Origin of the sequence: Pontibacter ummariensis (assembly GCF_900188175.1) — a bacterium.
GTDB classification, from domain to species: domain Bacteria; phylum Bacteroidota; class Bacteroidia; order Cytophagales; family Hymenobacteraceae; genus Pontibacter; species Pontibacter ummariensis.
The window spans coordinates 1-14,121 of record NZ_FZOQ01000015.1; the positions used below are offsets into that span (position 1 = coordinate 1).

14 protein-coding genes are annotated in these 14,121 nt (G+C 50.4%); 8 read left to right on the forward strand and 6 right to left on the reverse strand.

Annotated elements, in window-relative coordinates; translation table 11 throughout:
• The first annotated feature begins 874 nt into the window (after positions 1–874).
• A complete protein-coding gene (locus tag CHB92_RS15835; protein WP_089320213.1) occupies positions 875–1,093 on the forward strand; it encodes a hypothetical protein in 219 nt (72 codons plus the stop codon).
• Positions 1,094–1,236: 143 nt separating this feature from the next.
• Here CHB92_RS15835 and CHB92_RS15840 read toward each other — a convergent pair whose 3' ends face one another.
• Positions 1,237–2,637 (reverse strand): vanadium-dependent haloperoxidase, encoded by a 1,401-nt coding sequence (locus CHB92_RS15840; RefSeq protein ID WP_089320214.1) that lies wholly within the window; start codon positions 2,635–2,637, stop codon positions 1,237–1,239.
• A 348-nt stretch (positions 2,638–2,985) separates the two neighbouring features.
• Here CHB92_RS15840 and CHB92_RS15845 point away from each other — a divergent pair, with 348 nt between their 5' ends.
• Together CHB92_RS15845 and CHB92_RS26560 are read left to right on the forward strand one after the other, a co-directional pair.
• Positions 2,986–3,774: an SDR family NAD(P)-dependent oxidoreductase gene (locus CHB92_RS15845; protein WP_089320215.1), complete on the forward strand. Its 789-nt coding sequence runs from the start codon at positions 2,986–2,988 to the stop codon at positions 3,772–3,774.
• 161 nt (positions 3,775–3,935) lie between these two features.
• A complete protein-coding gene (locus CHB92_RS26560) occupies positions 3,936–4,019 on the forward strand; it encodes a hypothetical protein (protein WP_444850683.1) in 84 nt (27 codons plus the stop codon).
• 142 nt (positions 4,020–4,161) lie between these two features.
• Here the strand turns inward: CHB92_RS26560 and CHB92_RS15855 are convergent, their stop codons facing one another.
• Together CHB92_RS15855 and CHB92_RS15860 are read right to left on the reverse strand one after the other, a co-directional pair.
• Positions 4,162–4,740, reverse strand: a complete 579-nt coding sequence (locus CHB92_RS15855; RefSeq protein WP_089320216.1) for an EF-hand domain-containing protein — start codon at positions 4,738–4,740, stop codon at positions 4,162–4,164.
• A 289-nt stretch (positions 4,741–5,029) separates the two neighbouring features.
• Positions 5,030–5,578 (reverse strand): EF-hand domain-containing protein, encoded by a 549-nt coding sequence (locus CHB92_RS15860; RefSeq protein WP_144266329.1) that lies wholly within the window; start codon positions 5,576–5,578, stop codon positions 5,030–5,032.
• A 266-nt stretch (positions 5,579–5,844) separates the two neighbouring features.
• Here CHB92_RS15860 and CHB92_RS15865 point away from each other — a divergent pair, with 266 nt between their 5' ends.
• From CHB92_RS15865 to CHB92_RS15885, 4 genes are all read left to right on the forward strand, one after another.
• Positions 5,845–7,350 (forward strand): Do family serine endopeptidase, encoded by a 1,506-nt coding sequence (locus tag CHB92_RS15865; protein WP_089320218.1) that lies wholly within the window; start codon positions 5,845–5,847, stop codon positions 7,348–7,350.
• 378 nt (positions 7,351–7,728) lie between these two features.
• Entirely contained in the window at positions 7,729–8,670 is a 942-nt protein-coding gene (locus tag CHB92_RS15875) for a mechanosensitive ion channel family protein (protein WP_245842639.1), read from the forward strand.
• A 277-nt stretch (positions 8,671–8,947) separates the two neighbouring features.
• On the forward strand, positions 8,948–10,321 hold the full coding sequence (locus CHB92_RS15880; protein WP_089320220.1) for an EF-hand domain-containing protein: 1,374 nt from the start codon (positions 8,948–8,950) through the stop codon (positions 10,319–10,321).
• A 90-nt stretch (positions 10,322–10,411) separates the two neighbouring features.
• Positions 10,412–10,651, forward strand: a complete 240-nt coding sequence (locus tag CHB92_RS15885) for a hypothetical protein (protein ID WP_089320221.1) — start codon at positions 10,412–10,414, stop codon at positions 10,649–10,651.
• A 504-nt stretch (positions 10,652–11,155) separates the two neighbouring features.
• Here the strand turns inward: CHB92_RS15885 and CHB92_RS15890 are convergent.
• From CHB92_RS15890 to CHB92_RS15900, 3 genes are all read right to left on the reverse strand, one after another.
• Positions 11,156–11,611: a cold-shock protein gene (locus CHB92_RS15890; RefSeq protein ID WP_089320222.1), complete on the reverse strand. Its 456-nt coding sequence runs from the start codon at positions 11,609–11,611 to the stop codon at positions 11,156–11,158.
• Positions 11,612–11,665: 54 nt separating this feature from the next.
• On the reverse strand, positions 11,666–11,893 hold the full coding sequence (locus CHB92_RS15895) for a hypothetical protein (protein WP_089320223.1): 228 nt from the start codon (positions 11,891–11,893) through the stop codon (positions 11,666–11,668).
• Positions 11,894–12,026: 133 nt separating this feature from the next.
• Complete coding sequence (locus tag CHB92_RS15900; RefSeq protein ID WP_089320224.1) at positions 12,027–12,218, reverse strand: cold-shock protein; 192 nt, start codon at positions 12,216–12,218, stop codon at positions 12,027–12,029.
• Between the two features lie 533 nt (positions 12,219–12,751).
• On the opposite strand from CHB92_RS15900, the gene CHB92_RS15905 reads away from it, so the two are divergent.
• Positions 12,752–13,906 (forward strand): fatty acid desaturase family protein, encoded by a 1,155-nt coding sequence (locus tag CHB92_RS15905; protein ID WP_089320225.1) that lies wholly within the window; start codon positions 12,752–12,754, stop codon positions 13,904–13,906.
• Positions 13,907–14,121: the final 215 nt, after the last annotated feature.

The window sequence follows — 14,121 nt, forward strand, 5'->3', positions numbered from 1 at the left end:
TTGCGGGCTGCAAAGTTCGGTGTTTCTCTCTAAACCGCCAAACTTTTCTTTTATTTTTTTCGACCGGCTCTTTCTTTGCCCAAGAAGTGTGCCATGCCTCCCCTTCCCTCTGAAGCGGGCTGCAAAGGTAAGAAGAGTTTTTCGTTTTGCAAGCACCAGGGGAGAGTTTTTCCTCTTTTCCCTTTGCCTGCCAATGCTCGCTACGGCCCCTGTTATCGCTGCCCCTGTCCTGCCGAAGGGAGCGCAAAGGTAGGGAAAGTTTCCCTACAGGCAAGGCCTCAGAGAAGATTTGCGCTAACAAAAAGCTAAGTGGCTCAGGCAGTGGGAGATTCTTTTTGATCCCCTTCTCTAGAGCGGGCGCTGGGGAATAACAGCCAGAGAACCGGTGAGAGTTCCGAAAGCAGGAAACTTTTTACTGCTTCCCCTACCCTACTCCCTCAAAGCACTGGCGAGAAAACAATAACTCTTTTACAAGTTCTACGGATAAGGTGTTTTACAAACGCTATGTAGCTCTGCTTCTTTCTGCCTATGAGGCAGTTGCAAGCTCAACCCTATTCGGGGTGGGCGCCCCCCTACTCCACTCCATTGACTTCGGATGGCCTCTTACACTACCCGACTGTCATCTTCAAAGCTTTTGTGATAAGAACGGAAGAGAGCCTGGGAAGCTGAAACCGGCTTAAACAGAATTTCAGATAAATTTCTACCGGGGTTGTGATAACAAATATTAAGAGATACTAAAAGAAAGGCACCCTGCACCGTTGAGATCACTAGTATAGAGGAAAGACTTAGGAACTCGGCTCATGCATATCTGCTCAAAAAAGCACTGGATTGCAGACAGGAATCCGCTAAGTTTGCAGCTTTAAAAAACACCTTTATGAAGAAGTACGTTCTGTTAATCTCCCTGCTGGCCCTGATCCTACAAGTAAGCTGTAAGCCTGTGTTAGTTGTTAAGGCCCCTCCAGGACAAGTCAAAAAAGTAACCGGCGCTAAGTCAGCCAAATCTTATGCTCCGGGGCAAATGAAAAAAGTAGCAGGCACAAAGTCCGCAAAACAATTCGCCCCTGGTCAGCAGAAGAAAAAGAAGAAAGGATAACGGCTGTGGTTTAACTGCTGCTAACTATAAAAACTTGCAGCGGAAGGAAGAGGCCGGCATCAGGTTGTATTTAGTTAGTTCGGGTTACCGCCCTTCGTTTAAAGCAAAAGCTCCGCCGGTCATCAATACCTGCAGGGCTTTTGCTATTTTACGGCTATCTGTTTTGTGGCATCTTCCTTTGGTTTGGGTTTCGTTTTCGTGGGCTTGCCTGTTAGCTTCGCCCATACCCATTCTCCTACCTGCTCGCCCTGCTTGGTCCCTTCCAGGGCTCCGTCCAGAAAGTGGATGCCGCCATACACCCTGCTCATGGAGGTTTCCATGTAGGCATCCCGGATGGATGTGAAAGACCGGACCCCGTGGCCAAACTCGTACTCTGTTGAGTCGATAAAGGCTACCTGATCACCCAGCAGGTAAGTAAGGACTTTTCCTGCGGATGCGGATATGGCGCTATGGCCACTCACGTACTCCGGGAAAGGCGGTGTTTCCAGGTATGGCTCCCACTCCCCGTCCAGGTGCTGGTTGATCACCGTAACCGGCCGGATGCGGTTAGAGCGGTACTTTTCTTCCCAGCAGGCAATAAAGGCGTCGTGCAGGGCAATGGCGGAAAAGGTGTAGGCCTGCAGCGATTGCATCATATCCAACTTCTGGTCGCGGGCAATGGTGCTCACGATCGCCTGCCAGTGCCCGGGCGGCGTCATCTTTTTGTCGAGGTAAGACACATGGCCCATCACATTGGTCACCGTCGCATTGTCGTCCCAAAAGTAAGCGATCTCCTTCTGCTCGGGGGTGGGGTGCTTACCATAGTTGTATACCTCCTCTACCATTTTATAGAAGGGGCTGCCCGGGGTCAGATCATAGGGGGCGGGAGGCGGTGGCATAAACTGCGTGCTGGAGTCCAGGGTGAAGGAGCGGATAGCGCTCCACTTGGGCTCGCAGGCCTGTGCGTAGTTGGGCGGCGTTGGCTCCCAGGAACCCGTGGTGTGGGTAAGCACGTGCCGGTAACCACGGGTGTATTTATAGTTATCTTTTTCGGCATAGTCAAGCACATGCTTGGCTACCGCGTCTCCCAGAGCCACTGAGCGGGTGTACACGTCCTCCGGAATGCCCATGTCTTTGAACTTGCGGTCCAGGTCCTCTTCGTAAGCGTCCCACATCTCCACGGAGAGGGTCAGGTTTTCGCTAACGCCTATAAAAGCCTTGATACTAGCCAGGGGATAACAGTACGCTTTTCCAGCCTCAGGTGCCGGTATGGGTGTAAACTCCCTGATCCTTCCGGCCAGGCTGGGGTAGTCGGGCGATTGGAGGCGCATGGTTTCATAGGCCGCCAGGTTAGCGTAGGCATAAATCCGGCTGGCAACGGGCGGCTTGAAAATATCCCGGATGATCACCGTCGTCAGTTGCTTCGAAGTCTGGTGCAGCAAGGCAGGCTCCGAGGCCAGCTTGTTGTACTCTTCAGGAGAGGTTTGGGAGCAGCTTGAAGCACTAAAAAGGGCGGCAAAAAGGATCAAAAAAGCTACCTCTTTTGCTTTAGATAAAGTACGCATAGCAGAAAAGTGTTCGGTTACCAGGGATACTGGCCCTAGTTAATTACAAAGCCGGTTTCCTGAAAAAGTGATTTCTAGCAACCCTTGGCTCGTGTCTTCGACCAAGATACTGTTTTCGGTTTTCAATCGAAAGTTTTAATCTCTTTGTTTTTAGATGCTTGTACAGGCTTTCTTCATGCCTTGGCTAAGTATTGTTGTCTTCCGTGCAACCTCTCCTCCCGCTACTTTACGTTTGCCTATAGGTGAAATGGAAGAGTACGATCAAAACAGCGCATTACGATACTACCCCCAAAGCGAACCCTTCACCCAGGCTGCCGTTCCTTTTCTTTGTAGATATATTGAAAAGTTATGGACTTAAAAAACAAGAAAGTGCTCATATCCGGTGGCAGTGCCGGTATAGGGAAAGCAATAATACAAGCCTTAGTGCACCGGGGTGTGCAGGACATCGCCGTGATCGGAAGAAGACAGGAGCCGATGGAAGCGCTCAAGTCCTCCTTCTCCTCCGTTAACTTCCTCACGATTCAGGGGAACGTGGCTAATCCAGCGGACCTGGACAAAGCTGTTGCCGCCGTGTCCGAAGCCTGGGGTGAGCTGGACATCCTGATCAACAACGCTGGGGTGGTAAGCGCCGGCTTGCTTACTGAGCAAAGCGACGAGGACATCATCAACCAAATAAACATCAACGTAACGGGCCTGATACTGCTCACAAAAAAGTCGCTGGACCTTCTAAAGAAGAGCAAGGAAGGGGCGATTGTAAATGTTTCCTCGGGCTACGGCTACATCGCCATGCCTTTTTATAGCGTGTATGCCGCTACCAAAGCTGCTGTAGGCCAGTTCTCGGATGCCATGCGCAGGGAGCTGCACCAATACCCCCTGCACGTAATGACGGTTTACCCAGGGGCTACGGACACGGACATGATTAAAACGGCTAACATGGGGCAAATGGATACTCCGGAAGAGGTCGCCAGGGTCTCTGTAGAAGGACTATTGCAAAAGGAAATAAACGTGATCCTGGGCGGGGAGCAAAGAAAAGAAATGATCCGTACGAACTTCCTGGAGCCAAAGAAAGTAGACCAGTTTGCCATTGCCAATTATGAGGGACTAAGAGAGGCAACGAAGAACCATCGGTCTATGTAAGAAATCCCAATTGCAAAACAAAATTTAAACAAGCCCCAGATGGCGACGAAGCTTTACTCCCTTATTACCTGCCCTGGCTGCGGACATGAAAAAGAAGAACGAATGCCGACAAATGCCTGCCAGTTCTTTAGTGTGAAGAGTGCCAGGCCAGTCTGAAACCTATACAAGGGGACTGCTGCGTTTTCTGCAGCTATGGCTCTGAGCCATGTCCGCCCGTTCAGAAACGAAAAAACTGTTGCGACTGAAAGGAACAGGAGACAGGTAAGGCACAGAAGGAGTGCACGGTCAGTTAGTATTTGTATCAGCTCTAGCTAGCACAAAAAAAGTCCCGGCTATGTTTGTAGCCGGGACTTTTATCTTAGGTGCCTGATCAATCAGGACATGTGTTTACACACCATAATAGGTGTTGTAAAGGCCATATTCATTCTCATCCCATACACCGTCACCGTTCTCATCCCAGGCGCTAAACACGCCGCCGGTGTACTCTTCCTCACTCAGCAAGTTATCGTCATCCTCGTCCCACTCGCCGTACCAGCCAGTCTCTGCGAAGGCAGTGTTATACTCTTCCTCCTCCAGGATGCCGTCTCCATCGTCATCCCATTCTGACCAGGTTTGGTTTTCCAGTCCCCAGTCATTCACGGCGGTGTTCCACTCCGTCTCGTCTATCTGGTTATCGTTGTTCACATCCCAGGTGTCATAAAAGCCACCATAGTACTCATTCTCGCTCAGGAAGTTGTCATCGTCCTCGTCCCAGGTCTCATAGTAATCCGTCGCGGCAAAAGTGGTATAAAACCGGTTTTCATCCCAGGTTTCTGCCGTAGCCACTTCCTCTTCTACTAGGGGCTCTTCAACAGCAGCCTCTTCTTCTACAGCGCCTTCTCCGCCGCAGGCTACCATACCGGCTACCAGAAAAAAGCATAGTCCGTTTCTGATTCCTTTCAGGATGTTCATTTCATTCTTTTTCATAGTTTGTCTGTTTTAGATTAACATATGTTGATATATAAACGAGGTGAAAGCAAAGGGGTTTAGAAAGGTTTAGTAATTAGGCCGATAGTAGCGGTATGTGTTCTATTTCGGCCTGCGAATTACGCACACCTGCGTTTTTGCACCTACCCACGCTGCCCCTCGTCCTGTTCCTCCAAGCAAACTGCCAGATGCAATAAGATCAGCGCAGCTTAAAAAACAAAGCCCCGAGCCGAGGCAGCCCCGACTTAGGCCTGTTTGGGTTACTTCATATAAAGCTTAAAAACAAAGCTTATATGCCATAGTAGGTATCATAAAAGGTAGTGTACTCTATTTCCGATAACATACCGTCGCCGTCTGCATCCCAAAGGCCAAACACCCCATCGGCAAACTCACGATCTTCTATCATATCAGTTCCATTCACATCCCATGTGGTGAACCAGTTAGTCAGTAAGTTGGTATCCTCTACACCCAGCTGGAATTCCGTTATCTCCAGCGTGCCGTTCGCATCCATGTCCCAGGCGTCCCAGTCGGCCCCAATCACACCAAAGTCCTGCTCAGCCGCGGTCAGCTCCGCATCGGTCAGCATGCCATTGTCGTCGGTATCCCAGGTATCGAAAAAGCTGGTCATGAACTCGTCTTCGTTCAGCCCATTGTCATTGTCTGAGTCCCAGCCGTCGAAAACGCTGTTAGCCGTGATGTCTTCAAAGAGTGTATCGTTGTTAAACACCCCCACATCATCTTCGTCGTCATCGTCGTCACATCCTACCGCACCCAACATCAGGAACAAACAAAGCCCCATTCCTGCTTTTCTCCACAAGTTTGTTCTGTCTCTTTTCATAGCTCTTATATCTATTTAGTTAATAATAAACATGTTACATGTTAAATTTTACGCAACAGGCGGGGTATCGTTTTTTACGTTAGCTCCTTTTTGCCATAAAAGAGTGCAAATGGCGTTTGCTTCAGTAGCCTGTAAGCACATAAACACAAAATACACACACTCAACATTTTATTAGTTTGGTACAGTATTTGAAACATACCCGGTAAATCTAGAAAACAGCTTTAGGTTTGATTAAGGTGTACTATTAACTGAAGATTTACATTTACATGAAGGCAAAACAATTCTTTGCAGGTCTTACCCTTTCTGCCCTCTTAGGGGGAGGCGTTGCCGCAGGCGGTTATAAATTAATGGATGCAAACACGAGTGGCTTTGCGCAGGGAGAGTCCCTGTTTCCGCAAGTGCACTACACGAGCGACATGCGGAGCAGCTCGCCGATCGTGCCAGAGGGGCTGAACTTCCTGAAGTCTGCCAGCACGGTAACGCCGGCTGTGGTGCATATCCGGACAGAATATAACGGCAGCAGTACCGTGAGCAACGGCAGCGCAGAAATGGACCCGTTCCTGCGTGAGTTTTTCGGGGACAACTATGAAAGACAGGCACCGGCTCAGCGTGCCAGAAAAGGATCTGGTTCGGGCGTGATCATCGCCTCGAACGGTTACATTGTAACCAACAACCACGTAATTGACAAGGCCAGTAAGATTGAGGTTGTGCTGGACGATAAGCGAACGTATGAAGCCACGCTGATCGGTACTGACCCGACGACCGATATTGCCTTGCTGAAAGTTAAGGCGGAGAAGCTGCCGACGGTACGCTTCGGCAGCTCCGATAACCTACAGGTAGGCGAGTGGGTGCTGGCCGTGGGTAACCCAATGAACCTGACCTCTACGGTAACGGCGGGTATCGTGAGTGCCAAAGGCCGTAGCATCGACCTGCTGCGGTCGAAGAATCCAAACCAGCAGTACAGCATCGAGTCCTTTATTCAGACAGATGCGGCGGTAAACCCGGGTAACTCGGGTGGTGCCCTGGTCAACCTGAACGGCGAGCTGGTCGGCATCAACACGGCTATTGCCTCGCAGACAGGGTCTTTCGCGGGCTACTCCTTTGCGGTGCCTTCCTCTATCGTGAGTAAAGTAGTGGAAGACCTGCGGAAGTACGGTGAAGTGCAGCGCGCCCTCTTAGGAGCGCAGATCCAGGAGATTGATGCTGCCTTTGCAAAAGAAAAAGGCCTGAAAACCCTGAACGGGGTGTACCTGGTAAACATCTCTGAGCAAAGCGCGGCCGATGAGGCTGGTTTGCTGGCGGGCGACGTCGTGACAGCCATCAACGGCGTTCCGGTTGCCAAGTCTTCTCAGTTGCTGGAGCAGGTAGCGCGCTACCGACCTGGTGATAAGGTAGAAGTTACTTACCTGCGTGCTGGCAAAGAGCGTACGGCAGACGTCACCTTCAAGAACCTGGAAAACAGCACAGGGATAATGAAGCGCAGCGCAGCGAAGGCAGCCATTACCTTTCATGGGGCGAGCCTGGAGTCCGTAAGCGAGCAGGAGATGCAAAAGCTGGGGATTTCCGGCGGTGCCAAGGTGGTAGACGTACGAAACAGTAAGTTCGCGGAGGCGGGCATGAAAGAAGGCTTTATCATCACCCGTATCGGCAAGCAAGCAGTAAGTGGACCTGCCGACCTGGCCAAACACCTGCAAGGCGCTGGTGAGGAAATGGTGTACCTGGAGGGCGTGTACCCGAACGGCCTGAAAGCCTACTACCCTTTCGTGAAGTAAACGCTGCCACGATACAGAGATAAGCGAAGAGCTTCTACAGCAAAGTAGAAGCTCTTTTTCATTGCGGCTGCTTTGTGCTCGAACACCGGGTCCTTTCCTTTTTCTGTTGCTGCCCGGCTTTCTGTAAGCCGGGCATTTTTCTTTTTACGCAGGAGCTACAGCAGGCATAACAACAGCTTTCCCTGTTGCCCGTAACAAGGAGCATGGCTGTTACACCTGCCATCCGCTCCTGTTCGTTCCTCTTCAGGGGGAGCATACCGGAAAGAGCCTGAGCAAAAGGAGCCGGTGCACAGGCCGGGCACAAACTGCTAGGGTGCACCGGAAAGCGGCACAGGGAGGCACGGAGGTGCTAACATAAGCAAAACCAGTACAAAATAAATGAATTATATAGAGGACTTAAATGAGACCGTAGGGCTGCTTTGGGAAAAGCTGGAGGCCTGGGGCGACCAGGCGGTGCTCATACTCCCTAACCTTTTGCTGGCTATTCTGCTGGTAATCCTGACCTTCTACGTCGCGGGCTTTGTAAGAAACTGGGCCGGGAAATTTGGCAGCAGGTTCTCCCACAGCCAGGCGCTGGTGAACCTCTTCCTGACACTCCTGTATACGGGCATCCTGCTGGTGGGCTTCTTCTTTGCCTTAAGCGTGCTGCGGCTGGACAAGGTCGTGGTGTCCCTGCTGGCTGGTGTCGGTGTGGTGGGCTTAGCCCTGGGCTTTGCCTTTAAAGATATTGCCGCAAATTTTATTTCCGGGATCATCATCGCCGTACAACGGCCTTTCCGGGTTGGCGACAACATCGAGACAAACGAGTACTTCGGCACTATCGAGCGCATCTCCCTCCGCACCATCGATATCCGGCAGGTGACGGGAGAAATGGTACACCTCCCCAACAAAACCGTGTTTGAGAACCCCCTGACAAATTTCTCGATCTATGGCACCCGCCGGATAGACCTGGAAGTGGGCATCTCTTACGCAGAGGACTTGGAGCGCGTGCAAAGGGTGGTGACAGAGGCCCTGCAGGAGGTAAAAAACCGCTTGGTAACACGTGATATAGAAGTGATGTTTGATGCTTTCGGCGATAGCTCCATCAACTTTAAAGCCCGCTTCTGGGTGTCTTACCGGCGGGAAGTAGATTATGTAAGTGCCAGGAGCGACGCCATCATCCGCATCAAAAAAGCCTTTGACGCCAATGATATCCTCATCCCATTCCCCATCCGCACACTGGACTTCGGCATAAAAGGAGGCGAAAAGCTAAACGAGCAACTGCGGTCTGTGAACGCGTCCTTTAAAAGCGGATTCCCACTCGGGAACAATGGCCAGTAAGGGCATCCGTAAACCCTTCCTTTTTTGTTTTCAGATGCCACGTGGCTGTTCTGCAGGCTACGTGCTAACGCAGCAGGATGCGTTAGAAAGGGCATGTGCTACTTCAAACGTCACTGTTTGCACCCGGCTCAAGGCGGCATCTCTGCCTCACGGCCCTTACTAAACATATAAAAAACGACCGCGTACTCAGAAGGCACCCTCACCTACAAATACGTTTGCTCATGCACGACTTAAAGCAAGTAGCGAAAGGAAAGACTGGTTGGGAAGGAGGTGCCTTGTGAGCACCTGGATCTGGGCTCTGGTTCTATTAGCTGCCGTGTGGGCCGCTCACTGGGGTGCTGAGCACCTGGCCAAGCCCCTGAAGAAGCTGCGCCAGCAGTGGGGCTTCTCAGTGGCCGCCGGCGGTGCCCTGGTGGGGCTGGCAGCCGCCAGCCCTGAAATAGGCATCAACGTGGCCAGCGCCATCACAGGCGTAGCAGATATCGGCCTCGGCACGATGTTCGGCTCCAATGTGATCGCCATCCCCTTTATGGTGATCACAGCTTACATCGCGACCCGCCACCTCAAGAAGAAAAACGCTGACAAAGCCCACCAGCAACACATCAAAGAACACCTGCTTAAAGTGGACCCTACGGCCGTCACGGTGCAGGCACTCCCTTACCTGGTGATCTTAGCCGTGGTGGCCATCCTGACCATTCCTGCGCCATGGCAGGGATTACAGCCGGTAGATGGCTGGATCATGCTGGGGATTTATTTTATCTATTTAACACAGGCCCTGCTCCGTGGGAAGGAAGAAGGCGAAAAGGTGGAATGGAAAAAGAAAGAAATCTGGCTGGCAGTGGCAGGGCTTGCCGCCTTGGGAGCTGGGGCCTATTTTACTGTCCGCGCTACCGAGAATATTGTCGCAGCCCTGGGTATCTCTAAAATTGTGGGAGGTCTTTTTATTACGGCTCCCATGGCTGCCCTGCCCGAAGTTTTCGCCACCTGGAGTGTGGCCAAAAGCGGCCAGATCACCTCTGCGGTTACGAGTGTGATTGGAGACCATGCCGTAACACTCACTGTGGCCTTCCTGCCGCTGGCCCTGGTCGTAGTCCCCGTCAACGACCTTCCCCTCTACATTACCGTTCTGAGCTTTGCAGCCCTCGTAGGCATCCTGTATGCCGCCTTCATCCACTGGGGCGGTAAGGACGGGAAGCACGGCTTTAACCGCTGGCAGGTCTTTTCCTTGGGAGGGGTCGTGCTGGTGTATGTAGGGGTTATGCTGCTTGGAGTGCTCCAGGTACTTGGTGGTTCATCCGGCGAGGGGGCAAAGCTTTTTAAAGCGTTTAACCAGGATCAAAACGATTACCTGGAGGAAAGGGAGTTTTACAGGGCAATAGCCCGGATGGACTTCTTCGGGGCCTGGAACCACAACCACGACCAGTCCCTGAGCGAGGACGAATGGCGAGCAGGCATCAGCGAGTACCTGGGTGGGTATAAGCTTGACCAGGTAGAGGAGTTCCGCGCCTGGGACCTGAACGGGAACGGACAGATTGCTGAGGAGGAGTTCAGGCAGGGCCTGTTGTCTGCAATAGACATAGACAGTAACGGCCAGATAAGCGAAAGCGAGTTTGTGAACTTGTATAAAGAAGGTCACAAATCCGAGAACTGAGGCACAGCATAACACAGAAAGCTTATGTGCCCTCTTAAAGAGGCACTAAGAGAAGGAACCGTCCCCCCGCGCGTTTGCGCATGAGCAAAAATGAACAATCATAAAATAAGCCAACACATAGAAGAGCGTCTTCCTCCGGGCGTATCCTACGACTGGCCGGGCATTAAAGTACAGCGGGTGGATTTAAGTACTGGGCAGGCGTACGACTACATCTATCACCCAAGCCTGTACCGGCCACAGCGAGTGCAGGCGGTATCCAGGGACAGACACATCTTGTCTGCGCTGGTGTTCTTGCTGCCGCCTAAGGCTTTTCCTAAGTGCGCATTTTGATCCTGTACTGTTATTTGACAAAGGGGACTTGTGCCGGCGGTATGGACTATAAGCCTTACCTTGTCCCATAATTTTCCTGCAAAACGGAATTTCAAAGTCACAGTATCTGACAGGTTCGAGCATTGTTCCCTTGAGGGGACTGTAGGAGTGTTTTACACGTACAGGTATTCTTCAAAGGCTTATCAACAGGTCTTGTGACCTCCCTACCTTTTAGTGGCAGTTGCGCTGGCAGCCTCCACCCGTTTTGTGCTACCTATCGGCTACCAGACCAGCACGTTGATTTATGGGGCGGGGCTTACAAGTTTAAGGTCCTCACCAAAATTGGTATAGGCCTTTGTTCTGTTTTGGATTCTGGCTACTGTCGTAATCCCGCAATTTATTACGAGTTTTAGCAGCCTGACAGCACACGGAAAGGGGACAACAAAAAGGCCTGCAACTTACGGCAGGCCAGAAGGCAAGTAGATAAAAGGAAGGACCGGGTATGAGTGAGTAGGGGCTAAGCCCCTATTCAATTACCTTCACATTCACAGCATTCAGACCTTTCGGGCCCTTCTCTACTTCGAAGCTAACTTTGTCGTTTTCCTTTATGATGCCAGACAAGTTATTCTGGTGCACAAAAATGCTTTCCTGCGTCTGATGATCCTTGATAAAGCCATAGCCTTTAGAAGCATTAAAGAAATTAACAGTTCCTTTTCGGATCAGATCAGCCGGGTCGTGCGCTGCCTGCCGGGATACCCCGATCTGTATGTCTTCCTGCTCTATTACTTTTTTCTTTTTGGGATCTGGTGGCGTGGAGGTGATGTTTCCTTCGTCATCCACGTAAGCCAGCATCTCTTCCAGCCCTTTGCCTTTAGCAGAGGCCTCTCTGCGCTCTTCCTTCTTCTCCTGCTTCTCCTGCCTTTTTTTCAGCTTTTTCTTTTCTTTTTCTTTCTTGCTGAATGTTTCCTGTGATCTACCCATGTTATGTCCCTCTTAATGTGTTAATTCCTTCTGTTTGATGGCATGGCCATCCCCCTAGTACCTGAACAGGAAGTTTGTCCCGTTGCGGATCCACTTTTCGAAAAAAGTATTGTCACTAAACTCACCCGCCAGTATCCTGGCATCTGTTTCATCTTCGGCTGGGCAGGAATCCATAAAAGGTTGCAATGACTCCTGATTGGTGGGCTCCCATCCTTTGCGCGTGTGCAGTGCTACGCACAGGTATACGCGGGTATCTTTGTCGACTAAGTATTTTCTGTTCATCTGACTTTATAAATGAGCCTTGTGCTTCCAGGCCCGTACAGCCTGTGTCATAGGGCCCTGTTGCTCCCGCTTGAAGCAAATAAAAAAAGCCTTACCGTAGTAAGGCTTTTTCCTGATAACTTATAGGCTAAAACTAAGCACGCTTTACATTTACCGCGTTTAGTCCTTTTCTTCCTTCCTGAAGATCAAAAGTTACCTGATCATTTTCTCTGATCTCGTGTACTAATCCAGAAACGTGCACGAAGTACTCCTGATCTGAATTGTCTTCTTTAATAAAACCAAATCCTTTCGAATCATTAAAGAATTTTACTGTTCCTTTATTCATGTTGTTTTGTTTATGATACACCTACTACGCCTGTAGCGGTGTAATCGTTCATTATTTCTTACAATGTACAATAAAAAGTTTACAACACGCGCTTTAGGTGCTCTAAACAAAGAATATTCTTTTTAACGCATCATTATATCTTGAAAACAGTATGCCTAAACTATAGGAAAGAGTATAACCTGCTGTACCCGGTAGCGAATCAAAAGGGTGGCAGCGTACAAGCATGCAGGCAGGGGGCTACAGCTTCTATGGAGGTTGTCCGTATGGCAAGGAAATCCTGGCATGGTCTTAGTAAGACACATCAGATGTCTGATACAATCAGATATCTGATACAATAATTCTTACAGCAGCATTTTCTTCTAACTTTGCAGCAACAGACGCTGTTCTTAGAAGCACCTCCACCTTTCGCCCTGGCTAGCGAGGCTCTTTTAACTTTCTTTTCTGATTCATGTAGTTGCAGTGATTGAGGCCCTGGAATTTCAAGATCAAAAAGTGTTTCCAATAATCAATTACCTCTGTCTATTAAAGTTTACATGTCACAAAAAGTTAAATTCATCAACACAAATAAATCGGCCTTTTTCGCCACCACGCGCAAAAGGGTGGAGACATATTTCAAAGAAAACGAGATACCTAAAAACGCCAACAGCTTAATGTGGGTTAAAGCCGTGTTCTTTGTGGTTGGTTTCTTTTCCCTGTACCTGCTGATCCTGTCCGGGTGGTTTGGTACCTGGGCCATGCTTGGTCTGGCCGTGGTACTAGGGGCATTTGCCGCCTTCATCGGTTTTAACGTATGCCACGACGCCATACATGGCTCTTTCTCTAAAAGCAGCAGCGTAAATAAAGGCCTTAGTTATCTGTTTTACCTGATCGGGGCCAACCCTTACCTGTGGAACATCTCCCACAACATCGTACACCACACGTATACCAACATACCGGGCCATGACGAGGACATCGAGGTCGCCCCGGGGTTGATCCGTTTAGATGAAAGTGAAAAAGTAAACAAGATACAACGCTATCAGCACCTGTACGCTTTCTGGTTATATGGCCTGGCCTCCCTTTCGTGGGTGCTGCGTAAGGATTACGTAAAGTTCTTTCAGAAAGAAATAGGGCAACACCGTGCCAAGCACCCCAAGCAGGAGTACTTTAACCTGTTTTTTTACAAGCTACTACACTACTTCCTTTTTATAGGGGTGCCCATACTGGTACTGAACTTAACCTGGTGGCAGGCTGCCCTTGGCTTTCTGGTCATGCACCTGGCCGAAGGGGTTGTGATGGGCCTGGTTTTTCAACTGGCGCACGTAGTAGAGGGCACGGAGTTTCCGGTACCTAATGAAGAGGGCAACATGGAGGAGGCCTGGGCAGAGCACCAGATGCGGACAACCGCTAATTTTGCCCCCCATAGCCCGGTCGCCAGCTTCTTTCTGGGTGGCCTGAACAGGCAGGTAGAGCACCACCTTTTCCCGAAGGTATGCCATGTACACTACCCGGCCATTTCAAAGATTGTAAAGCAAACCGCAGCAGAGTTTAACCTGCCTTACCTGGAGAGCCCTACCTTCCTTTCCGCCATCAGGTCCCATTACCGCATGCTGCGCAAGCTCGGGAAAGAGGCCTACCTGGCTAAAGCGCAACAGCCTGAAAACAAGCCGACACGGACTAAAGTGGAGAACTATGCTCCGGTAGAAGCGTAGAAACGCGCTTGCTTCGGGCAAGCACGTGTTCTTGTAGATTCCATCATAAAAACCTGCCCCACTGCCTTTGCTAGATGTTGTCTAGGAGGTTAGGGCAGGTTTTCTTTTATGGGTGCTTTTAAGGGGCAAGCGCCTCGGGTATACTGTCACTCAGCTTTCAGAAAAGCGTGGAGGTATCGCCGGTAATGCATCAGCCAGGCTCCCCCTTCAAGAAG

Bases quoted from the DNA above. Each gene is read 5' to 3' on its own strand.
- CHB92_RS15845 (WP_089320215.1), top strand. From the start codon at position 2,986: ATGGACTTAAAAAACAAGAAAGTGCTCATATCCGGTGGCAGTGCCGGT.
- CHB92_RS15835 (WP_089320213.1), top strand. From the start codon at position 875: ATGAAGAAGTACGTTCTGTTAATCTCCCTGCTGGCCCTGATCCTACAA.
- CHB92_RS15860 (WP_144266329.1), bottom strand. From the start codon at position 5,578: ATGAAAAGAGACAGAACAAACTTGTGGAGAAAAGCAGGAATGGGGCTT.
- CHB92_RS15890 (WP_089320222.1), bottom strand. From the start codon at position 11,611: ATGGGTAGATCACAGGAAACATTCAGCAAGAAAGAAAAAGAAAAGAAA.
- CHB92_RS15855 (WP_089320216.1), bottom strand. From the start codon at position 4,740: ATGAAAAAGAATGAAATGAACATCCTGAAAGGAATCAGAAACGGACTA.
- CHB92_RS15840 (WP_089320214.1), bottom strand. From the start codon at position 2,637: ATGCGTACTTTATCTAAAGCAAAAGAGGTAGCTTTTTTGATCCTTTTT.
- CHB92_RS15895 (WP_089320223.1), bottom strand. From the start codon at position 11,893: ATGAACAGAAAATACTTAGTCGACAAAGATACCCGCGTATACCTGTGC.
- CHB92_RS15865 (WP_089320218.1), top strand. From the start codon at position 5,845: ATGAAGGCAAAACAATTCTTTGCAGGTCTTACCCTTTCTGCCCTCTTA.
- CHB92_RS15900 (WP_089320224.1), bottom strand. From the start codon at position 12,218: ATGAATAAAGGAACAGTAAAATTCTTTAATGATTCGAAAGGATTTGGT.
- CHB92_RS15885 (WP_089320221.1), top strand. From the start codon at position 10,412: ATGAACAATCATAAAATAAGCCAACACATAGAAGAGCGTCTTCCTCCG.
- CHB92_RS15905 (WP_089320225.1), top strand. From the start codon at position 12,752: ATGTCACAAAAAGTTAAATTCATCAACACAAATAAATCGGCCTTTTTC.
- CHB92_RS15875 (WP_245842639.1), top strand. From the start codon at position 7,729: ATGAATTATATAGAGGACTTAAATGAGACCGTAGGGCTGCTTTGGGAA.